The organism is Vreelandella sp. GE22, from assembly GCF_968212445.1.
In genome coordinates this window covers 3,333,900-3,355,065 of record NZ_OZ309110.1, presented here as the reverse complement: position 1 = coordinate 3,355,065, position 21,166 = coordinate 3,333,900, and the positions used below count along the sequence as shown (strand labels likewise).

The 21,166-nt window shown below is 63.2% G+C and carries 24 protein-coding genes; 17 read left to right on the top strand and 7 right to left on the bottom strand.

Annotation, left to right across the window (positions count from 1 at the left end; translation table 11 throughout):
* The first annotated feature begins 115 nt into the window (after positions 1-115).
* From ACWHRL_RS15755 to rimI, 8 genes are all read left to right on the top strand, one after another.
* Complete coding sequence (locus ACWHRL_RS15755; protein WP_447894408.1) at positions 116-811, top strand: nicotinamidase; 696 nt, start codon at positions 116-118, stop codon at positions 809-811.
* 189 nt (positions 812-1,000) lie between these two features.
* A protein-coding gene (gene prfB / locus ACWHRL_RS15750; protein ID WP_447530010.1) for a peptide chain release factor 2 occupies positions 1,001-2,099 on the top strand; the annotation gives its coding sequence in 2 pieces (ribosomal slippage) (positions 1,001-1,075 and positions 1,077-2,099; 1,098 coding nt in all).
* A 63-nt stretch (positions 2,100-2,162) separates the two neighbouring features.
* Positions 2,163-3,674, top strand: a complete 1,512-nt coding sequence (gene lysS, locus ACWHRL_RS15745) for a lysine--tRNA ligase (protein WP_447894407.1) — start codon at positions 2,163-2,165, stop codon at positions 3,672-3,674.
* 103 nt (positions 3,675-3,777) lie between these two features.
* A complete protein-coding gene (locus ACWHRL_RS15740; protein ID WP_447894406.1) occupies positions 3,778-4,164 on the top strand; it encodes a hypothetical protein in 387 nt (128 codons plus the stop codon).
* 102 nt (positions 4,165-4,266) lie between these two features.
* Entirely contained in the window at positions 4,267-5,667 is a 1,401-nt protein-coding gene (locus ACWHRL_RS15735; RefSeq protein WP_447894405.1) for an MFS transporter, read from the top strand.
* A 41-nt stretch (positions 5,668-5,708) separates the two neighbouring features.
* Complete coding sequence (locus ACWHRL_RS15730) at positions 5,709-6,017, top strand: BolA family protein (RefSeq protein WP_447530006.1); 309 nt, start codon at positions 5,709-5,711, stop codon at positions 6,015-6,017.
* The gene (locus ACWHRL_RS15725) at positions 6,014-6,853 is read left to right on the top strand and encodes a hypothetical protein (RefSeq protein ID WP_447894404.1); all 840 of its coding nucleotides are present in this window, start codon (positions 6,014-6,016) and stop codon (positions 6,851-6,853) included. Before ACWHRL_RS15730 ends, ACWHRL_RS15725 begins: the two co-directional genes overlap by 4 nt.
* A complete protein-coding gene (rimI, locus tag ACWHRL_RS15720; protein ID WP_447894403.1) occupies positions 6,802-7,299 on the top strand; it encodes a ribosomal protein S18-alanine N-acetyltransferase in 498 nt (165 codons plus the stop codon). Before ACWHRL_RS15725 ends, rimI begins: the two co-directional genes overlap by 52 nt.
* On the opposite strand, the gene ACWHRL_RS15715 is transcribed toward rimI, so the two are convergent.
* Both ACWHRL_RS15715 and rsmD read right to left on the bottom strand, forming a co-directional pair.
* On the bottom strand, positions 7,296-7,490 hold the full coding sequence (locus ACWHRL_RS15715; RefSeq protein ID WP_447530003.1) for a cell division protein ZapB: 195 nt from the start codon (positions 7,488-7,490) through the stop codon (positions 7,296-7,298). The genes rimI and ACWHRL_RS15715 overlap by 4 nt on opposite strands.
* A gap of 80 nt (positions 7,491-7,570) precedes the next feature.
* Positions 7,571-8,185, bottom strand: a complete 615-nt coding sequence (gene rsmD, locus ACWHRL_RS15710; RefSeq protein WP_447894402.1) for a 16S rRNA (guanine(966)-N(2))-methyltransferase RsmD — start codon at positions 8,183-8,185, stop codon at positions 7,571-7,573.
* 89 nt (positions 8,186-8,274) lie between these two features.
* On the opposite strand from rsmD, the gene ftsY reads away from it, so the two are divergent.
* From ftsY to rpoH, 4 genes are all read left to right on the top strand, one after another.
* Positions 8,275-9,819: a signal recognition particle-docking protein FtsY gene (ftsY, locus tag ACWHRL_RS15705; protein WP_447894401.1), complete on the top strand. Its 1,545-nt coding sequence runs from the start codon at positions 8,275-8,277 to the stop codon at positions 9,817-9,819.
* Positions 9,816-10,484 (top strand): cell division ATP-binding protein FtsE, encoded by a 669-nt coding sequence (gene ftsE / locus ACWHRL_RS15700; RefSeq protein ID WP_447530000.1) that lies wholly within the window; start codon positions 9,816-9,818, stop codon positions 10,482-10,484. The genes ftsY and ftsE overlap by 4 nt, the downstream gene beginning before the upstream one ends.
* Complete coding sequence (gene ftsX, locus ACWHRL_RS15695; RefSeq protein ID WP_447529999.1) at positions 10,481-11,539, top strand: permease-like cell division protein FtsX; 1,059 nt, start codon at positions 10,481-10,483, stop codon at positions 11,537-11,539. The genes ftsE and ftsX overlap by 4 nt, the downstream gene beginning before the upstream one ends.
* Before the next feature lie 179 nt (positions 11,540-11,718).
* A complete protein-coding gene (gene rpoH / locus ACWHRL_RS15690) occupies positions 11,719-12,585 on the top strand; it encodes an RNA polymerase sigma factor RpoH (RefSeq protein ID WP_447529998.1) in 867 nt (288 codons plus the stop codon).
* 97 nt (positions 12,586-12,682) lie between these two features.
* Here rpoH and slmA read toward each other — a convergent pair whose 3' ends face one another.
* From slmA to coaBC, 5 genes are all read right to left on the bottom strand, one after another.
* On the bottom strand, positions 12,683-13,291 hold the full coding sequence (slmA, locus tag ACWHRL_RS15685) for a nucleoid occlusion factor SlmA (protein ID WP_447529997.1): 609 nt from the start codon (positions 13,289-13,291) through the stop codon (positions 12,683-12,685).
* 18 nt (positions 13,292-13,309) lie between these two features.
* Positions 13,310-14,209: an acetylglutamate kinase gene (gene argB, locus ACWHRL_RS15680; RefSeq protein ID WP_447894400.1), complete on the bottom strand. Its 900-nt coding sequence runs from the start codon at positions 14,207-14,209 to the stop codon at positions 13,310-13,312.
* An 84-nt stretch (positions 14,210-14,293) separates the two neighbouring features.
* Positions 14,294-15,676, bottom strand: coding sequence for a phosphomannomutase/phosphoglucomutase (locus tag ACWHRL_RS15675; RefSeq protein ID WP_447894399.1), 1,383 nt, complete (start codon positions 15,674-15,676; stop codon positions 14,294-14,296).
* An 11-nt stretch (positions 15,677-15,687) separates the two neighbouring features.
* On the bottom strand, positions 15,688-16,143 hold the full coding sequence (gene dut, locus ACWHRL_RS15670) for a dUTP diphosphatase (protein WP_447894398.1): 456 nt from the start codon (positions 16,141-16,143) through the stop codon (positions 15,688-15,690).
* Positions 16,140-17,414: a bifunctional phosphopantothenoylcysteine decarboxylase/phosphopantothenate--cysteine ligase CoaBC gene (coaBC, locus tag ACWHRL_RS15665; RefSeq protein ID WP_447894397.1), complete on the bottom strand. Its 1,275-nt coding sequence runs from the start codon at positions 17,412-17,414 to the stop codon at positions 16,140-16,142. The genes dut and coaBC overlap by 4 nt, the downstream gene beginning before the upstream one ends.
* A gap of 184 nt (positions 17,415-17,598) precedes the next feature.
* Here coaBC and radC point away from each other — a divergent pair, with 184 nt between their 5' ends.
* From radC to ACWHRL_RS15640, 5 genes are all read left to right on the top strand, one after another.
* On the top strand, positions 17,599-18,273 hold the full coding sequence (radC, locus tag ACWHRL_RS15660; RefSeq protein ID WP_447529992.1) for a RadC family protein: 675 nt from the start codon (positions 17,599-17,601) through the stop codon (positions 18,271-18,273).
* A gap of 226 nt (positions 18,274-18,499) precedes the next feature.
* Positions 18,500-18,736: a 50S ribosomal protein L28 gene (gene rpmB, locus ACWHRL_RS15655; protein WP_447529991.1), complete on the top strand. Its 237-nt coding sequence runs from the start codon at positions 18,500-18,502 to the stop codon at positions 18,734-18,736.
* Between the two features lie 36 nt (positions 18,737-18,772).
* Positions 18,773-18,928, top strand: a complete 156-nt coding sequence (rpmG, locus tag ACWHRL_RS15650; protein ID WP_394582617.1) for a 50S ribosomal protein L33 — start codon at positions 18,773-18,775, stop codon at positions 18,926-18,928.
* Between the two features lie 160 nt (positions 18,929-19,088).
* Complete coding sequence (mutM, locus tag ACWHRL_RS15645) at positions 19,089-19,916, top strand: bifunctional DNA-formamidopyrimidine glycosylase/DNA-(apurinic or apyrimidinic site) lyase (protein WP_447894396.1); 828 nt, start codon at positions 19,089-19,091, stop codon at positions 19,914-19,916.
* A 39-nt stretch (positions 19,917-19,955) separates the two neighbouring features.
* Positions 19,956-21,146, top strand: coding sequence for a class I SAM-dependent rRNA methyltransferase (locus tag ACWHRL_RS15640; RefSeq protein WP_447529989.1), 1,191 nt, complete (start codon positions 19,956-19,958; stop codon positions 21,144-21,146).
* Positions 21,147-21,166 lie beyond the last annotated feature (20 nt).

The following is a 21,166-nucleotide window of genomic DNA, read 5'->3' as shown; positions in this document are numbered from 1 at the left end:
AAAACCGGTGGCGCACAGGCGCCTGCTCGCCACCGCTTGCGCCTCGAGGGGCGGGCCTCGATACTGAATGAGTGACTTTTAGCGGGTTTCACGTCTTGGATCTCAGGAGCGTTGCATGGTGGAAGATGATGTCGTAGCGGCAAGCCGCGAACCGCAAGCCGACCCTTTGGCCCTGGTGGCGAAAGAGCGCGCGGCGCAGAGTGCGCTGATCGTCGTGGATGTTCAGCCGGATTTTTTACCCGGCGGGGCGCTTGCCTGCGCCGAGGGGGACGCCATTTTGCCCGGCATCGAGGCGTTGCTGGCAAAGCGCGCCTTTGGTCACGTGGTCGCCACCCAGGATTGGCACCCACCGGCGCATATCTCCTTCGCCTCGCAGCACCCGCCCCATCAGCCTTTCGAGGCCATCGAACGCTTCGGTCATCAGCAAACCTTGTGGCCGGATCACTGTATTCAGAGAAGCGAAGGCGCGGCGCTACACCCCGCGATCGATTGGACCCCTTGCGACGCCATCATCCGTAAAGGCACCGACCCGCAGATCGACTCCTACAGCGCGTTTCGCAACAACCAGGGCCCGGACGGCAAGCGCCCGGCCACGGGGCTTGCGGGGTGGCTTCGCGATCGCGGGGTGAGTGATGTCTATCTCTGCGGGCTGGCGCGGGACGTTTGCGTTCTGTGGAGCGCCGAGGACGCCGTGGCCGCGGGGTTTCGCACCCACTTTCTTTGGTCGCTGACGCGTCCGGTTACCTTCCAGACCGATGCCGCGACGCGAGAACGCTTGGAAGAACTCGGGGTCATCGTCGTCGACCCGTGATGATGGCGTCGCCCTGAAGGGCCGGGCTGTGGTTTTAGCGCGGTGGATGCGGGAAGCGTGGGCTTTCGTTACAATGCGTTCCAACGATTTTGCCGCTTCGGGGGCTTACGCAGGCGTTTATCGGCCAGTGCGACGGCCGCCCCGATGGCGTTTACTTTTTTTCGAATCCTCAACAAGGTCAGGCCACTCATGTTGGAAACCAACCCGCTACACACCCAGATCAAGGACTTGTCTGAGCGGACAGACGTTCTTAGGGGGTATCTTTGACTATGCCGAGAAGAAAGATCGGCTAGAAGAAGTCTCCCGCGAGCTCGAAGACCCGAACGTCTGGAGCGATCCGGACTACGCCCAGAAGCTGGGCAAAGAGCGCGCCACTTTAGAGACGATCGTGGCGACCATCGACGAGCTGGACCAGGGCCTGGGCGATAGCCGTGACCTGCTGGAACTGGCCGAGATGGAAGACGATGAGGCCACCGTCGAGGAAGTTCATAAAGAGCTCGACAGCATGCAGGCCTCGCTCGAGAAACTCGAGTTTCGCCGGATGTTCTCCGGCGAGATGGACGAGAACAACGCCTATCTCGATATCCAGTCCGGCTCTGGCGGCACCGAAGCCCAGGACTGGGCGAACATTTTGCTGCGTATGTACCTGCGCTGGGCCGAGCACCACGGCTTCAAGGCGGATATCATCGAAGCCTCCGCCGGCGAAGTAGCGGGCATCAAGTCCGCCTCGCTGCATATCCAGGGCGACCACGCTTTTGGCTGGCTACGCACCGAAACCGGGGTTCACCGGCTGGTGCGTAAAAGCCCCTTCGATTCCGGCGGGCGTCGTCACACCTCGTTCGCCTCGGTGTTTTTGTCACCGGAGATCGACGACACCTTCGAGGTAGAGATCAACCCCTCGGATTTGCGCGTGGATACCTACCGCTCCAGCGGCGCCGGCGGTCAGCACGTCAACACCACCGACTCGGCGGTGCGGATCACCCACGAGCCGACGGGTATCGTCGTGGCCTGCCAGAGCCAGCGCAGCCAGCACGCCAACCGCGACTTCGCCATGAAGCAGCTCAAGGCACGCATCTGGGAACACGAGATGCAAAAGCGCAACGCCGCCAAGCAGGAAGCCGAGGACTCCAAAGCCGATATCGGCTGGGGCAGCCAGATCCGCTCCTACGTGCTCGATGACCAGCGTATCAAGGATCTGCGCACCGGCGTGCAGTCGAGCAACTGCGACAAGGTGCTGGACGGCGACCTGGATCAATTTATCATCGCAAGCCTCAAGCAGGGCTTGTAATCTTTTTGCGGGGTCAGGCCTTGTGTGGTGCATGACCCGCCTGGAACATACATAGGGTGCTGGATGGCTAACCAAGACGCGTCTTCTCTGGACAACGAAAACCACCTGATCGCCGAGCGCCGCGCCAAGCTTTCCGCACGGCGCGAGACCGCTGCCGCCCAGGGTAAAAGCGCTTTCCCCAACGGTTTCCGCCGCGACAGCCTCACCGTCGAGCTCGAGAATCTGTTCGGCGACAAGGAAAAGGCCGAGCTCGAAGCGCTTGATCACCAGGCGTCGGTCGCCGGGCGCATCATGCGCAAGCGCGGCCCGTTTATCGTCATCCAGGACGTGGCGGGCCAAATCCAGCTCTACGTGGATAAAAAGGGCCTGCCCGCCGAGCTTTTGGAAGAGATCAAAAGCTGGGATATCGGCGATATCGTCGCCGCCAGTGGCCCGGTGCACAAGTCCGGCAAGGGCGATCTCTACGTGATGATGAAGGAGGCCGAGCTTCTGACCAAGAGCCTGCGCCCGCTGCCGGACAAGTTCCACGGCCTGACCGACCAGGAGGCGCGCTACCGTCAGCGCTACGTCGATCTGATCATGAACCCGGCGTCGCGCAAGGCGTTCGAGACACGCGCCGCGGTGATCAGTTCGATGCGCCGGTTCTTCGAGGCCCAGGGGTTCATGGAGGTCGAGACCCCCATGCTTCAGCCTATCCCAGGCGGGGCGACGGCGCGGCCGTTCATCACCCATCACAATGCGCTGGATATGGACATGTACCTGCGCATCGCCCCGGAGCTCTACCTCAAGCGCCTGGTGGTGGGCGGCTTCGAGAAGGTCTTCGAGATCAACCGCAACTTCCGTAACGAAGGCCTCTCGACCCGGCACAACCCCGAATTCACCATGGTCGAGTTCTACTGGGCCTACGCCGATTACAACGACCTGATGGACATGACCGAGGCGATGCTGCGCTCGATCGCCGAGCAGGTGCTGGGCACCACGCTCCTTTCCTACCAGGGCGAAGAGTACGACTTCGGCCAGCCGTTTCGCCGCTTGTCCCTCAAGGATTCGATCCTCGAGTATGGCGATAACATCACTGAAGCCGAGCTCGATTCGCTGGAAAGCGCCCGGGCCGTGGCCGAGCGTGTTGGCATCAAGGTGAAGCCGAGCTGGGGACTGGGCAAAGTCCAGACCGAGATTTTCGAAGAGGTCGCCGAGCCGAAACTCGACCAGCCCACCTTCATTACGATGTACCCGGCGGAGGTCAGCCCGTTGGCGCGGCGAAGCGACGCGGACCCCTTCGTCACCGACCGCTTCGAGTTTTTCGTCGGCGGGCGCGAGATCGCCAACGGCTTCTCGGAGCTCAACGACGCCGAAGACCAGGCCGAGCGCTTTCGCGAGCAGGCCGCCGAGAAAGACGCCGGCGACTTAGAGGCGATGTACTTCGACGGCGACTACGTGCGCGCGCTCGAGTACGGCATGCCGCCAACGGCGGGGGAGGGCATCGGCATCGACCGTTTGGTGATGCTGTTTACCGACAGCGCCTCGATTCGCGACGTGCTCTTGTTCCCGGCCATGCGCCCGGAAGTGGAATAAAACATTGGCGAAAAAGCCATTAACGCCAATGCGCTAGTAAAAGTTGGTAAGGGCGCGCTATAGCGCCCATAATGGTCAACGTTTCGACGGCGAGGAGAATCCCATGAAACTGCTTAACCGCTCCGCTCTGAGCGTCAGGCCGACCCAGCCCTTTGTCGACTGGATCAATGCGCTGGAACCCACCATGGGAGACGACGACCTGACCCTGGACGACGTCGATCGTGAAAGTACCATCTACCTCATTCCCGAAATGGATACCCCTGAAGCACTCGAGACTTTCGTGCGCGAGCGCTTCAGCGATATCCTGGAAACCGAGCTAAGCGCCTGGGAAGAGGACGAAAGCCAGTGGCCCAGGCCGCTGGACTGGACGCTTTTCCAATCGTTTCTCCACGTCGAGCACAGCTACCTGGCCGTCGATTTGGATGACGAAACCGCGCTCGAGATTTCCGATATGGATGATACGCTCGCCCTCGATAACGACCAGGGGTAGCGCAAGCGCTGGTTATAGCGCTGTACGTTGAAACCGGCTTCGGCCGGTTTTGTCGTTGTAATGGCCTTAATCCGTAGCGGCCTTTAAAGGAACGCCCGCCTCATGCGACTGTTTGAAACCCGCCCTAATGACGACGGCCTGCCCGGGCGCGAACGCGCGCTTGCGCTGTTGGCGCTGATGACCGGCACCACCATGGCGGTGATGGACACCACCATGATCAACCTGGCGCTGCCCACCATCGCCCAGGACCTGGGCGCCTCGGCCTCGCGCTCGGTATGGATCACCAATATCTTTCAGGTGGTGTGCGCGGCGTTTTTGCTGGTGTTTGCAGCGCTTAGCGAGCTGATTACCCGGCGGCGGCTCTACCTGTTGGGCCTGGCGACGTTCGTGGCGGCGTCGATTGGTGCGGCGCTGTCACGAAGCCTTGAAACGCTGCTGGTGTTTCGCGCGCTGCAGGGCCTCGGCGCGGCGGCGACACTCTCCATTGGGCCCTCACTCTACCGGGTCATCTTCCCCACACGACTGTTAGGCAGCGCGCTGGGGCTGAGCGCGCTGGTGGTCGCCGGGGGCTACTCCGCCGGGCCCACGCTTAGCGGGGTGATTCTCTCCTTCGCCAACTGGCCCTGGCTTTTTGCGCTCAACGTGCCGCTGGGTCTCTGCTCGCTCTGGTTCGCCGCCCGCGCTTTGCCTCGTGAAACGCCGCGCCAGGGAAGCTTCGACGTGTGGGGGGCGCTCTGCTCGATGGCTATGCTGGCGAGCTTTTTTCTCGCCATGGACGCGCTTGGCCACGCAGCCCTGGGGCAGGGGCTTTCGTGGGCGCTTTTATGTCTGACCACCGCTGCGCTGTTCATAAGGCGCCAGCGCCGGGCGCGCTACCCATTGCTTCCACTGGTGCTGTTTGGCGAGATGCGCTTCACCCTGGCGGTGTCCGCCTCGGGGCTTGCCTTCATCGGCCAGGGGCTGACCTTCGTCGCGCTGTCGATTTTCTATCAGGATCAGATGGGCTTCACGCCACTGCAAACCGCTTGGCTCTTCACGCCCTGGCCGCTGACCATCATGGTGGTGGGCCCGCTTGCCGGGCGGCTGGCGGATAAGCTCAACCCCAGCGTGATTTCGAGTATCGGGCTTTTGTTCTTGATTGCAGGGTTGGTGGCGCTGGCGCTGGTGGATGAAACCACGGGCATTGCGGGAAGTCTTTGGCGCACGGCACTTTGCGGGATCGGCTTCGGGCTTTTTCAACCGCCCAACAACCGCGAAATGATGGCGAGCCTGCCGGCAGAGCGAAGCGCCAACGTCTCCCGGGTGATGAGTACGGTGCGCACCGTTGGCCAGTCGTTTGGTGTGGCGGTGGTCGGGGCGGCGCTGGCACTGGGCCTTTCGGTGCAGGCCACGCTCTGGTTCAGCGCGCTGACCACCTGCCTTGCGCTCTTGGTCAGCCTCGGCCGGGTCTCGCTTGCTCGCCGCGCACTCGTTGAACGGCGGGCATCGTCGCCGCCCCGCTAAGGGCGTACAATAAAAGCGTTTATCCACCCAGGAGGCCGGTCATGACGTTGCAGACACAAATCGAAGAGAAATTAACGGCGCTTTCGCCCGACGTGCTGCGCGTAGAGAACGAAAGCCACATGCACAACGTGCCCGCCAATTCCGAGACCCACTTCAAAGTGACGCTGGTCTCCGAGAGCTTCGAGGCCATGATGCCGGTCAAGCGTCACCAGCAGATTTACGCGCTGCTGGCCGACGAGTTGGGCGGGCCGGTTCACGCCCTGGCGCTGCACCTTTATACCCCCCAGGAGTGGGCCGCCCGCGGCAGCGAACGGCCTAATTCCCCGGACTGTCGTGGCGGCGGGCAGTGACTCCGGAAGCCAGCCGACGCCACTACCTGGACGCCATGGGCATCACGGCTTGGGCGTGCCGGTACCAGTTGCCCAACGCCCTGCCCACCGAGGCCTGCGAATGGGAGGCGCCCGCCGCGGCCGCCGAGCCGCGCCAGGCGCTGCACGCACTGCTCGAAGAGCAAAGCGCTGCGCCGCCCAAAGCCCCGGCAAGCACCCAGGCGGCGCCCGAACCAGGCGCCAGCACCCCGCCCAAATCCGCCCGGGCGCTGCTGGGCGATATCGTTCCTCCCGAGCGAGCCGAGCCAGTGCCCGCCCCTGCCCCTGAAAAAGCGCCCGCCAGCCCCCCGGTGGCGCACGCCGAGCCGGTGGTGTTTACCGTGACTTGCGTGTGCATCGACGGGCGCTTGCTGAGCCTGCACCCGGGCGCGCCTGGCCCCGGCGAGCAGCGACTGCTAGGCAACATGCTAAGCGCGGCGGGGCTGATCGACGGCGCGCTTCCTCAATTGATCACCTTCAACTGGCCGCCGGTGGCCAACGCCTTTACCTCTGAAGATCCGATGGGCGAAGCCCGGGAAGGCCTGGCTGCCTTTATCGAAGGCGCAGCCCGCCGTCAGGGCTGGCAGCTCGAACGGCTGCTCTGGTGGGCGAAGCCCGCCTTGGAGAGCGACGAACCAGGCGAAGGTGGCCACGCGCTAAGCCAGGTACTCGAGCTTCGTGAGCGTCAAAGCCATACGCTGGGCCTTCCTGTTTGGCAGGGGCCAGCGCTCGATACGCTCACGAGTGCGACGGCCAAGCGCGCGCTGTGGCCCGAACTTTTACGTCTTGCCCAGGGCTCGGCGGCGCGCTCTACGTGATCGAGGCGCTGTCCGCTGCCCATCTCACTGCTCTGGCCGCCCTGGAGGCCCAGACCCGCAGCGGGGCGAGCGAGCGCGCGCTCGAACAGGCGCTTACGGATTCGAGCATGGTTGTGCTGGGCTTATGGCGGCAGCAGCGCCTGGTGGGCTACGCGCTCATCGCGCGGCTTCCCTTCGAGGCCGAGCTGCAGGCCATTGGCGTTTTGAGCGAGTATCGCGGTCAAGGACTGGGGCGGGCGCTGGTGCAGGCGGTGTTCGACCAGGCGCGGGCGTGGCAAAGCGAGCGGGTGCTGCTCGAGGTGCGCGCGCATAACGTGGCGGCGGTCAAACTTTATGAAGCGGCGGGGTTTGGCGTGGACGGGCGGCGAAAAAACTACTACCCGGCCGCTAACGGGGCCGGGCGAGAGGATGCGCTGTTAATGTCAGCGCTAGACACGCAGCCTTAAACGGAACCCGAGGTGTCGCTCGATTCGAATTTCGACAGCACGCCCTGTAGGCGGCGTTCCCACTCTTCGTGCTCTTGCTTGTACTCGGCGTTCTCCTTGCGAAGCTCTTCGTTTTCGAGCTTCATCAGCTCCAGCGCCTCGACGGCGTCGGTGACTTTCTGTTCCAGCTGGTTAAATAGTTCAAGGCTCATGCCTACCTCCAAAAAGCGGGGCAGAAGGGCCTGCCCACAGTAAATAACGCGTTGGGAGTGCGAGCGTAACGCCGTGCTGACTATTGGGCAAGCGCGGTGCGCCGGTAAAGCCGCGCGGTGCTCTCGCCGGCGGTGGTTTCCCGGTAAAGCTGCCAGTTGGCGGGCACTAGCGGGGTCAAGGCGCGCTCGGTTTCCAGGTAGATAGACGCCTCGGCGCTTAGCCAGCCGCCGTCTTCCAGCGCCTGACAGCACGGCCCGGCCAGGCCTTTTAGAAATGGCGGGTCGATGAACACGATATCGAACGGCGTGGAGGCGCCCGCTAGAAAACCGTTGGCATCCTGGGTTTTGACCTCGGCGTTGGTGGCGCCCAGGGTGGCCAGGTTCTGCTCGATCAGCGCGGCCACGCGGGCCTCACGCTCGACGAATACCGCTTGAGCGACCCCGCGCGAAAGCGCCTCGATCCCCAGCGCGCCGGAGCCTGCGAACACGTCCAGGGCGCGCTTGCCGGCAAGCGTTGGCCCCAGCCAGTTGAACAGCGTTTCGCGCACGCGATCGGGCGTTGGGCGAAGACCTGGGTGGTCGAGCACCGGAAGCTGGCGGCGGCGGTAATCACCGCCGATAATACGTAGCTTGCCGAGAGCTTTGGATGCGTCGCGAGGCGCAGAGGTTTTGCGTGAAGGGCGTTGTCGTTTCATATGGCCGATTGTAGCGGGCCGATTATCCAAAGTCTTGGTTGGCGGTGGTAGGATGGTCACAATGTTCACCTTTTTAGTTGGATACCCCCATGTTCGGTTTCTTGAAACGTAAGAAAAAGCAGGATCCCCAAAAGCCCCAGGCGTCTCAAGAAGAGAGCGCCCTGGACCCGACCCCGCAGGAGCCCGAAGTAGAACCCGAGCCCCAGCAGCCGGAAGTCGAGCCCGAGCCCCAGCAGCCGGAAGTCGAGCCCGAGCCCCAAAAGCCCGAGGTGGAACCCGAGCCCCAGGAACCGGAAGTCGAGCCCGAGCCGCAAAAGCCTGAGGTAGACCCCGAGCCCCAGGAGCCTGAGGTAGAGCCCGAGCCCCAGGAGCCTGAGGTAGAGCCCGAGCCCCAGGAGCCGGAAGTCGACCCCGAGCCCCAGAAGCCCGAAGTAGAACCCGAGCCCAAAGAGCCGGAAGTCGAGCCCGAGCCGCAAAAGCCTGAGGTCGATCCTGAACCTCAAAAGCCGGAAGTCGAGCCGACGCCCCAGGAGCCCGAGGTCGAGCCCGAATCGCCACGTATCCCCGAGGTCGACCCACAGCCCGCTGGGCCCGAGGTAGAACCGCCCCCCGCTGAGCCACAGGGCGAACCGGTCCAGGCCGCGGCCCGGACCGCCACCCAGGAGAAGCCGGTGGCCGCGAAAGCGGAAAAGCAGGGCTTTTTCGCGCGTATCAAATCAGGGCTTGGCAAGACCCGGGCCAACCTGACCGACGGGCTGGCGGATCTGTTTCTGGGTAAAAAGCAGATCGATGACGAGCTTTTGGAAGACCTGGAAACCCAGCTGTTGATGGCCGACGTGGGGATCGAGGCGACCACCGCGATTATCGAGCGCCTGCAAGCCCGGGTGTCGCGCAAGGAGCTCAAGGACCCGGCCGCGCTCTACAAAGGCTTGCAAGAAGAGCTTGGCAACATGCTCGAACCCGTCGCCAAACCGCTCGATTTCACCAAAGAGGGTGATGGGCCCTTCGTCATTTTGGTGGTCGGTGTGAACGGTGTGGGCAAGACCACCACCATCGGCAAGCTGACCCAGCGCTTTCAGCGCGAAGGCAAAAGCGTGATGCTTGCCGCCGGCGACACCTTCCGCGCCGCGGCGGTGGAACAGCTTAAGGTGTGGGGCGAGCGCAACAGCGTGCCGGTGATTGCCCAGCACACCGGCGCCGACAGCGCCTCGGTCATCTACGATGCGGTCAGTGCGGCGAAATCCCGCGGAGTGGACGTTTTGATCGCCGACACCGCCGGGCGGCTGCATAACAAAAGCCACCTGATGGAGGAGCTCAAAAAGGTCCACCGGGTGATGCAGAAAATCGATACCGCCGCGCCTCACGAGGTGATGCTGGTGCTCGACGCCGGCACCGGCCAAAACGCTATCTCCCAGGCCAGCACCTTCAACGAAGCCGTGCCGGTCAGCGGTATTACGCTGACCAAGCTTGACGGCACCGCCAAGGGCGGGATCATTTTCGCCCTGGCCAAGCAGCTCAATACCCCGATCCGCTTTATCGGCGTTGGCGAGAGCCTGGATGATCTGCGTCCTTTCGATGCCAACGACTTCGTCAATGCGCTGTTCGACCAGCCCGAGAGCCACGCCCGCGCATGATCGCGTTTGAACACGTGGGGAAACGCTACGGCGGGCGCTTCGAGGCGCTGGCGCATCTCAACTTTCGCGTGGGCCAGGGCGAGATGGTGTTTTTGACTGGCCACTCCGGGGCGGGTAAAAGCTCGCTTTTACGCTTGATCATGCGCCTGGAGCGGCCCAGCCGTGGGCGGGTGGTGGTGGCCGGCCACGATATCGCCAGACTTCACGCAAGCCAGGTGCCGTTTTACCGACGCCAGATCGGCGTGGTCTTTCAGGACCACCAGCTTCTGTTCGATCGCAGCGTGTTTCGCAACGTCGCGCTGCCGCTGGAAATCCAGGGGCTCGAGCCGCGGGAATCCGCGCGCCGGGTGCGGGCCGCCCTCGATAAAGTGGGGCTTTTGCACCGCGAGAAAGCGCTCCCCGTGGAGCTCTCCGGCGGCGAGCAGCAGCGGGTGGGCATCGCCCGGGCGGTGGTCAACAAGCCCGCGCTGCTGCTCGCCGACGAGCCGACCGGCAACCTGGACCCGCACCTGTCCGCGGATATCATGGGGCTGTTCGAAGACTTCAATCGCATCGGCACCACGGTCATGATCGCAAGCCACGACCTGGCGCTGATCGCCAGGCTACGCCACCGTATTCTGCGCCTGCGCGACGGCCGCCTGATCGCCGACGAGGGGGCAGTATGACGCGCCGGACAACGCCACCCAGCGGCCCCGCTCGCCGCACCGGCGCGGTCAGCCGACCGGCCGCCGGGCACGCCAGTACTCCCCATAAGGCAGCCGCGCCGCGCCCGCCCAAGCCCCGCGCCACGGGCCCGGGGTTGGGCAGCCGGTTGCGCGCTTGGGGCCGCCACCACCGGGCCATGCTCGGTGACAGCCTTTATCGGCTGGTGCGCCACCCCTTGGGCAACGTACTCACGATGCTGGCTATCGCCATTGCGCTGGTGCTGCCCGCCGCGCTTTGGCTGACGCTGGATAGCGCGCGGCTGCTCGACGCCGAACTCGACGAAAGCGCCACGCTTACCGTTTACCTGCAAACCGAGGTGGACCCGGCTCAGGCTGCGCGTATCGACGAGGCGGTCAACGCCGAGCAGGGCGTGTTACAGACCCGGCTGATCAGCGCCGAGGAGGGCATGGCGGCGTTTCAGCGCTCGCTGGGCCTCGATGATACGCTGATGGGCCTCGAGGAGAACCCGCTGCCCGCAAGCATCGTGATCAACCCGCAAAGCGTCGAGCCGCTGGCCATGGAGCAGCTCGCCGGGCGCCTGGAAGGTTTGTCGGGGGTCGATGAAGTGCGCGTGGATTTGGCTTGGGTGGAGCGGCTTCGCCACCTGGCGGACCTGGGGCGGCGGGTGGCGCTGGCGCTGGCCGTGCTGTTCGGCTTTGGGGTTTTGCTGGTGGTGGGTAATACCATTCGGCTGTCGGTGGAAAGCCGTCGCCGGGAGATCGAGGTGGTCATGCTGATCGGCGCCACCCATGCTTTCGTGCGCCGGCCCTTCTTGTACAGCGGGGCCTGGTACGGCTTTGGTGGGGGCTTGATTGCGCTATTGTTGCTGGCGCTGGGTAACCACTGGCTCTCGATGCCGGTGGCGGCGCTGGCGGCAAGCTACGGGGCCAGCTTCACATTGCCGCAGTTGGACGTGACAGGCTCCACAATTTTGCTATCCTGCAGTACACTATTGGGCTGGCTGGGGGCATGGCTTGCCGTGTCGCGCCACCTATCCAGCATTCGCCCGCGCTAGGTTTTTCAGCGCGGGTGCGCGATCCGGCTCGAACCATGGTCCGGGTTATATGAACCTTATACATTGGTTGCTGTCATAGCGACAACGCTGACACCGCTATGTCGATCGTGAGCCGCGCGATGGATCATGTTGATGACGATAGCAGGTCAACCAGGATTGGTAACGAGGAGACCATCTGCATGGGCACTAGTCTTCTACCGGTGGGACAGCTCTCTCCAGGCAATGACTTGGGCGGCTATATTCAAGCGGTTAACGGCATCTCCGTACTTACCGTCGAGGAGGAGCGCGAGCTTGCGTTCCGCCTTCACGACGACGGTGATCTCGAAGCGGCGCGGCGTCTGGTGATGTCGCACCTGCGCTTTGTAGTACACATCGCGCGCAGCTACTCGGGCTACGGGTTGGCCCAAGCCGACCTGATCCAGGAAGGCAACGTAGGCCTGATGAAGGCCGTCAAGCGTTTCGACCCCAATCAGGGTGTGCGCCTGGTCTCCTTTGCGGTTCACTGGATCAAGGCCGAGATTCATGAGTTCGTGCTGCGCAACTGGCGGATCGTCAAGATCGCTACGACCAAAGCGCAGCGCAAGCTGTTCTTCAACCTGCGTAGCGCCAAAAAGCGCCTGGCCTGGTTGAACAACGACGAAGTCGACGCGATTGCCAAGGATCTGGACGTCAAACCCGAGATCGTGCGCGATATGGAAGGCCGTCTTTCGGCGTTCGACGCGGGCTTCGACGCCTCGCCAAGCGACGACGAAGATAGCCCCTACCAGTCCCCGTCGCAGTTTCTCGACGACGCCACCCTCGACCCGGCCACCCAGCTCGAGGACAGCGACTTCGAAGAGGACTCCACGCGTCGTCTTCAGGGCGCGCTCAAGGAGCTTGACGAGCGCTCCAGGGACATCCTTCAGCGCCGTTGGCTGACCGATGACAAGTCGACGCTTCACGACTTGGCCGATGTCTACGGCGTGAGCGCCGAGCGTATCCGCCAGCTCGAAAAGAACGCCATGAAAAAGCTTCGTCTGAAGATGGGCGAGAGCGTGGCGGCTTAAGGCGGCGCTGAAAGCCCAAAAGCCCCTGAAATGAAAAGCCCTTGAAATGAAAAGCCCCGGCTCATCGCCGGGGCTTTTTTATGCGCGCAAAACACGATCAAGCGGGCTGGGCGATCTCTCGCAAAAGCCCGCTTGCGATCAGCGCCCACTGGTCCTCCCAGTACTCGGTGGGGGCGCGCTTGAAATCGCTGCGCACGTACTGCGATATGCGCCCCTCGGCCTGGGTGATCAGCAGGTTCGCCGCCGCCGAGGCGGTAATCGTCGGGCGAAGTCCTTCGCGGATCTCGGCCTCGCGCAGAATCTGCTTGAGCTGAGTTTCCAGACGCTCGAACAGCTGATGAACACGCTGTCGCAGGCGGGCGGTTTCGCCGGTCAGGACGTCGCCGCCGAGCACCCGGGCAAGCCCGGGGTTTTTTTCGGCAAAGCCCAGCAGCAGCGAGAGAATCGTCGCGCAGCGGCGCTCGGCTTCGGGAATGTCCTCGAGAATGCGCGTAATGCGCGCGAACACGTTCTCTTCGATATAGTCGATCAAGCCTTCGAACATCCGCGCCTTGCTCGGAAAGTGGCGGTAGAGCGCCGCTTCGGACACGCCGACCTGGCGGGCCAGGGCGGCGGTGGTGATGCGCTTGCCGCTGTCCTCTTCGAGCATGATGGCCAGTGCCTGCAGGATCTGTTCGCGGCGGCGAGGTTTATTGTCATCGCTCATGGTGCTGATCCTTTGGGCTTAGCCTGCGTCACTGATCAAGGTGCCTACGCCTGCCTTGGTGAATATCTCGAGCAGGATGGCGTGAGGCACGCGGCCGTCGACGATCTGCGCACTGACGACCCCGCCTTTTACGGCGTCCAGCGCGCAGCGTATTTTCGGAAGCATCCCGCCGTGGATCGTGCCATCGGCGATCAGCTCGTCGACCTGGCTCGTCGTCAGCCCGGTCAGGACCTCGCCTTTGCCGTTCATCAGCCCTGCCACGTTGGTCAAAAGCATCAGCTTTTCGGCGCTGAGCGCCTCGGCGAGCTTGCCCGCCACCAAATCGGCGTTGATGTTATAGCTGTGGCCCGCATCGTCCACGCCGATCGGCGCGATCACGGGAATAAAATCGCGCTGGGCGAGCATTTCGATCAGGTCGGTGGAGATCGACTCGACCTCGCCGACGTGGCCGATATCGATGATCTCCGGGGCGGTCATTTCCGGGCTTTTATGCTCGACCTTGAGCTGGCGGGCGCGAATCTGGGCGCCGTCCTTGCCAGTCAGCCCGATCGCCTTGCCGCCGCTTTGGTTGATCAAGTTGACGATGCTTTTATTGACCAGCCCCCCCAGCACCATTTCGACGACGTCCATGGTCTCGGCGTCGGTGACGCGCATGCCGTTGACGAAGCGCGACTCGATATTGAGTTTTTCCAAAAGACTTCCGATCTGCGGGCCGCCGCCATGAACCACCACCGGGTTGATGCCGACCTCTTTCATCAGCACGATGTCGCGGGCGAAGGAGTTGATCAGCGTGTCTTCGGTCATGGCGTTGCCGCCATACTTCACGACGACCGTTTTGCCGGAAAATTGCTGAATATAGGGAAGCGCTTCGGACAGCACCTCCACGACGACCCGGGGGTCGTGGGTGTTCGCATTCATTGCTTTATCCCTTGCGTTGATTTTTTAGCGGCGCTTGGGCCTTTATGGCGCGCTTTTAAAGCGCGCTCTGTGTGACGCGATAGGCTAACGGATGGGGCCGGTATCGAGCGCGGGGGCGGCGCGGGCAAGCGCACGGGCAAAGCGCGCTTGTATATCGGCCAGGGCCGCTTCGCTCTCCCCTTCGAAGCGAAGCACCAGCGCCGGCGTGGTGTTCGACGCCCGGCAAAGCCCAAAGCCTTCCGGATAGTCCACGCGTATGCCGTCGATCGTGGTCTTGATACCTTCGCCGAAGTCGCCATCTCTGGCAAGCACTTCCACCAGGCCAAACTTTTCTTCATCCGCCACCGGCAGGTTGATCTCCGGCGTGCTGAATTCCTGGGGAAAACGCTCAAACAGCGCGTCTGCATCAAGGGGGCCGGCCGCCAGAATCTCCAAAAGGCGGGCGGCGGCGTAGAGGCCGTCGTCGAAGCCGTACCAGCGCTCCTTGAAGAAAATGTGCCCGCTCATTTCGCCCCCCAGCTGCGCCCCGGTTTCGATCATGCGCGCCTTGATCAGCGAGTGCCCGGTGCGCCACATCTCCGGCTCGCCGCCGGCGTCCAGAATGACGCGGGGAAGGGTGCGGCTGCACTTGATGTCGAACACCACCCCGGCGCCCGGGTGGCGGGTGAGCATGTCGGTGGCGAACAGCGCCAGAAGATGATCCGGGTAGATCATGCGCCCGCGCGGCGTCACCACGCCCAGCCGGTCGCCGTCACCGTCGAAGGCAAGTCCTATATCCGCACCGCGCCGCTCGACCTCCTCGATCAACGAGGCGAGGTTCTCCGGCTTGCCAGGGTCCGGGTGGTGATTGGGAAAGTGGCCATCGATCTCGTCGAAAAGCGGCGTGGTCTGAACGCCGAGCCGGCGGATCAGCTCGGGGCCGAGCTCGCCGGCCACGCCGTTGCCGCAGTCAACCACGGCGTGTAGCGGGCGCGTCACGCTCACATCGCCAAGAATGCGCTCGAGATACGCCGCGCGTACGTCGACTTCACGGTAGCGGCCTTCGCCCTCATCGAGCGCGCCATCGACGATGCGCTGGTAGAGCGCGGTGATGGTATCGCTGGAGAGCGTCTCGCCGCCCAGTACGATCTTGAAGCCGTTGTACGTCGGCGGGTTGTGGCTGCCGGTGACCATCACCCCGGAGCGGCCCACCCCCAGCGTATGAGTGGCAAAATAGAGCACCGGTGTCGGTACCATGCCGATATCGACGACGTCGACGCCGGCGCTCAAAAGTCCTGTGATGAGCGCCTTTTGTAGTCGCGGCCCGGAAAGGCGCCCGTCCCGGGCGACGATGACCGTACGCTCGCCTCGGGCGGCGGCCGCGCTGCCAATCGCCTGGCCGATCAGCGCAGTGGTCGCCTCGGTCAGGGTGTCATCGACGACACCGCGTATATCGTAGGCGCGAAATATCGAAGCGGGTACCGTCATGGTCGAACTCCTTACTGGCTGCCGGTACTGCCAAAACCGCCGCTGCCGCGCACACTGTCCTCGAAACTATCGACGACCTCGAGCGTGGCCTGAACCACCGGCACCAAAACATACTGGGCCAGCCGGTCGAACGGCTCGAGCGTGAAGCTCGCCTGGCCGCGGTTCCATACCGAGATCATCAGTTCCCCCTGGTAGTCCGAATCGATCAAGCCCACCAGGTTGCCCAGCACGATACCGTGCTTATGGCCAAGCCCGGAGCGGGGCAAAATCATGCCGGCAAGGCTTGGGTCTTCGATATGGATCGCAAGCCCGGTCGGGATCAGCTCGCAATCCCCCGGGGCGAGAGTGAGCGGGGCGTCGAGCAGGGCGCGCAGGTCCATACCCGCCGCACCTTCGGAGCCGTAGGTGGGCAGGTAGTCCAGTATGCGCTCGTCGAGCACCTTGCACTTCAAAGGGGGGCGGCTCATGGGGCGGCTCCAGCGGTTGAATCGGTCAGTGAAAGCGCTTTTTCGATAATCAAACGAGCCAGCGCCGTTTTGGGTTGGGGCGGGGTGCTGAGCTGGTCAGTGCCCTCGGGGGCGCGCCAGACGAGTAGCGCGGCATTGTCGTCGCTACCAAAGCCCAGGCCTTGTTGCGCGACGTCGTTGGCCACCACCAGGTCGAGGTTCTTGCGCGCAAGCTTGTCCCGGGCGTAGTGAGCCACGTCCCGGGTTTCGGCGGCAAAGCCCACCACGAAAGGGCGCGCGTCGCTTGGCAGCGCCGCGACCTCGGCGATGATATCCGGATTTTTCACCAGGGTGATCGTGAGCGTGTCGCTGTCGTCGGTTTTCTTCAACTTGTGCTCGGCGGCGTGCTCGGCGCGGTAGTCCGCCACCGCCGCGCAGCCGATGAACAGCGCCGCCTGGGAGGCGAGTTCGAGCGCCTGCTGGTGCATTTCGAGGGCGCTTTCGACGTCGATACGGGTAACGCCGGCCGGGGTGGGCAGGTTCACCGGCCCACTGATCAGCGTCACCCGAAAGCCCGCCTCGAAAGCGGCGGCGGCCAGCGCATAGCCCATCTTTCCCGAGCTATGGTTGGAGAGATAGCGCACCGGGTCGAGCGCCTCGCGCGTGGGGCCGGCGGTAATCACCACGTGGGGGCGGTGCGCTTGCGAAAACGCCGGCGGGGCGCTCAGTCGCTTGGCGAGCGCCTCGACGATTTCGTCGGGCTCGCTCATGCGCCCGGGGCCCACGTCGCCGCAGGCCTGCTCGCCGGCGGCGGGCCCAATCACCTGCCACTGATCCGCCTCGAGCATCCGGGCGTTGCGCTGGCTGGCCGGGTGGCGCCACATCGCCTGGTTCATCGCCGGGGCAATCAGCCTTGGCGCCTCGCAGGCAAGGCTCAGCGTGGTCAGCAGGTCGTCGGCCAGGCCGTGCACCAGGCGGGCGATCAAATCCGCCGTGGCCGGGGCGATCAAGAGCGCATCCGCCCAGCGGGCCAGTTCGATATGGCCCATGCCGGCCTCGGCGTCCGGGTCCAAAAGCGAGGTTCTCACCGCCTCGCCGCTAAGCGCCTGTAGGGTCAGCGGGGTAATGAACGCCTGGGCCCCGTCGGTCAGCACCACGCGCACCTCGCCGCCGGCCTGCTTGATGAGCCGAATGATCTGGGCACTTTTATAGGCGGCAATGCCGGCGCTGACGCCCAGCAGGATGCGCTTGCCTGCCAGTGACGAACCCGCCAAGGGTTGTATCGAAGCCATAACATTCCCCGGATAAACGCCTGAATAAGTCAAAAGTCGGGCGCTTCAAGGCCCGCTCCAAAGGGGCTCACCATACCATTTGGCGGCGCGTTTTGGCATGCTCGACCCCAAGGGTGAAAGCCAAGTATAGTGAGCTTTATCGAGTGGCGATTAAACAACACACGGCAGCCACGGGGAGGGGATGATGGGGATCAATCATTGGCCGGAGGGCGAGCGTCCGCGAGAAAAGCTTTTAACGCTGGGCGCCCAGGCGCTTTCCGATGCCGAGCTACTGGCGATTTTTTTGCGGGTAGGGGTCAAGGGGCGCTCCGCGGTGGACCTGGCGCGGGACCTGCTCACTCGCTTTGGGGGCTTGCGCCCTTTGCTGGAGTCCGACCAGGGCACCTTTTGCCAGGCCCACGGGTTAGGGGCGGCCAAGTTTGCCCAGCTACAGGCTACGCTTGAGCTCTCCAGGCGCCATCTGGCGTCTCAGCTTGCCCGGGGCAATGCCTTGACCTCGCCGTCGCTTGTACGCCACTACCTGCGCTCCCAGCTAAGGCATCTCGGCCACGAGGAGTTTGCGGTACTTTTTTTGGATACCCAGCACCGAATCATTCGCTATGAAGCGCTGTTTCGCGGTACCCTAGACAGCGCATCGGTGTACCCCCGCGATGTTGCCAAACGCGCCCTGGAGCTCAATGCGGGCGCGGTGATTCTGGCCCACAACCACCCTTCCGGGGTGGCCGAGCCAAGCGACGCTGACCGACGCATCACCGAGCGCTTGACGCAAGCGCTGGGGCTTTTCGATGTTCGCGTGCTGGATCACTTCGTGGTGGGGGACGGCGATGTCATCTCTTTTGCCGAGCGCGGCTGGCTTTAAAAGGCCTGGCGTCTTCCCGTTTAAAGGGCCTTTTTGACCCTTTTGGCACGCTTTTGCTTGCTGTTGGCCGGGTGCTCTGGTATAAAGTGCCACCTTTAAACTTGGGTTGAATAACGGATTCGGGTAAAGCCAAGCCTTCACGGGCGTCGACTTCCTCCCTGCTCCGGTTTGCCCGACAGTTTTGAACACTCAGGCTTATGTCCTGGCCAAGCGGTTGGAGGCTCTCATGTCCAAAGTATGTCAGGTTACCGGCAAGCGTCCGGTAACTGGTAATAACGTATCACACTCCCAGCGTAAGACGCGTCGTCGTTTCTTGCCGAACCTTCACACGCACCGTTTTTGGGTCGAATCCGAAAACCGTTTCGTGAAGCTGTGCGTCTCTTCCAAGGGCATGCGCATCATCGACAAGAAAGGTATCGAAACGGTACTGGCCGACATCCGTAAAAACGGCAGCACTATCTAAGCCGCTTTTGCACCGACTTTTTTGGGAGAATGAACCATGCGCGACAAGATTCGTTTGGTGTCCAGTGCCGGTACAGGCCACTTCTACACCACCGACAAGAACAAGCGGAACACGCCGGACAAGTTCGAATTCAAGAAATTCGACCCGGTCATCCGCAAGCACGTTATCTACAAGGAAGCGAAGATCAAGTAATTTCGATTACGCTGATCGGCTTTCACCGCAGGCGTATGCCTGTTGAAAACCCGGCCCTCAAAGCCGGGTTTTTGCGTGCATGGCGCTATTAAAGCGGCCGTGCGCCCCAAGGTATTGGGGCATTTTTAGACGAAAGGTTTTGCCACCACAGGTTGTTGCCATGCCCGAGCTGCCCGAGGTTGAAACCACCCGACAAGGGATAGCGCCCTATATCGAGGGCCAGGAGATTACCGAGGTGCTGGTGCGCAACCGCCGCCTTCGCGTACCGGTGCCCGAGGATTTCGAAACGCGCTTGATCGGCGCGCGGGTAGGCAGCGTTGCACGCCGGGCCAAGTATTTGCGCATCCCGCTTGCAGGCGCGGCCGGTGATGCAACGCTTTTGTGGCACCTTGGGATGTCCGGGAGCCTGCGTGTGGCCCGGGTTGGCGATCTGCCCAAAAAGCACGACCACGTGGATCTTGTGACCGCCGATGGCTTCGTACTTCGCTATCACGACCCGCGCCGCTTTGGCTTCGTCGACTGGCAGCACGGCGACGGCACCCATGACCCGCGCCTGGCCCATCTGGGCCCGGAGCCGCTCGGTGACGCCTTCAACGGTGAGTGGCTCTACACGCTTTCAAGACACAAGCGCGTGGCGGTCAAGCCGTTTTTGATGGATAACCGCGTGGTGGTCGGGGCGGGCAATATCTACGCGGCCGAAGCGCTGTTCATCGCGGGGATCGATCCGCGTCGCGCCGCCGGGCGTATCTCGCGCAAGCGTTATGAGGACTTGGCGTTAGCGGTCAAGGAGGTGCTGGCCGCCGCCATCACCCAAGGCGGCACCACGCTTCGCGATTTTGTCAGCGGCCAGGGCGAGCCTGGCTACTTTGCCCAGCGGCTCAACGTTTACGGGCGCCAGGAGCTGCCTTGCCGGCGCTGTGGACAGCCACTCAAACGTATCATCCTGGGACAGCGCGCCAGCGTTTTCTGCCCGGGGTGTCAGCGCTAAACTTAACCCTACGCTTTGCCGATGCTTTTGGAGACACCTGTGACCCAACGCCTGCGCTTGAATAAAAATGCCGACCGCCGCTTGAAGGCGGGGCATCTATGGATCTACTCCAACGAGGTGGATACCAAAGAGACGCCGCTCAAGGAGTTCGCCGCTGGCGAAGCCGCGCTGATCGAGGCCTCCAACGGCAAGGCCATTGGCGTGGCCTACGTGAACCCGCACTCGCTGATCTGCGCGCGCATCATGTCCCGCGACCCGGAAATGCGCCTGGACCGGTCCCTGTTCGTCCACCGCTTCAACCAGGCGCTGGCGCTGCGTCAGCGGATGTTCGATAAGCCCTTTTATCGCTTGATTCACGGCGAAGGCGATCTTCTGCCCGGGCTTGTGATCGACCGTTTTGGCGACGTGCTGGTCGTCCAGCTCAACACCGCCGGTATGCAGGCGCTTTCCGAGGAGATCGTCGACGCCCTCGAGAAAGTCATCAAGCCCGAAGTGATCGTGTTCCGTAACGACACCGGCGGCCGCCGCCAGGAAGGCCTCGAGGCCCAGGTCGAAGTGGTCAAGGGCACGCTTCCCGACGAGGTGCTGATCGAGGAAAACGGCGCGCGCTTCGTAGTACCGGTGCTGAACGGCCAGAAAACCGGCTGGTTTTATGATCACCGCGTCAACCGGGCTTGGCTCAACGGCCAGGTGGCAGGTAAGCGCGTGCTGGACGTATTCAGCTACGTGGGTGGCTGGGGCGTGCAGGCGGCGGCCAGCGGTGCAAGCGAGGTGCTGTGCGTGGATAGCTCCAGCGCGGCCCTCGAACAGGTGGCACGCAACGCCGAGCTCAACGGCGTGCACGAGCAGGTGGCTATTGGTGAAGGCGACGCGTTCGAGGCGCTCGCCGCGCTCAAGGCCGAGGGCGAGCAGTTCGACGTGGTGATTCTCGACCCGCCGGCGTTCATCAAAAAGCGCAAGGACATCCCCAACGGCGAGCGTGCCTATGCCCGCCTGAATCGCGAAGCGATGCGCCTTTTGGGCCGCGACGGGCTTTTGCTCTCGGCCTCGTGCTCGATGCACCTGGCCCAGGACCGGCTGGTCGACGTGGTACGGGGCGCGGTGCGCCATCAGGACCGTCACGGCCAGGTGATCTACCAGGGCCACCAGGGCCCGGATCACCCGGTGCACCCGGCCATTCCCGAGACCTCGTACCTCAAGGCGCTGGGTGCGCGTGTTTACCGTGACTAAGCGATAGGCCACCATGGTGC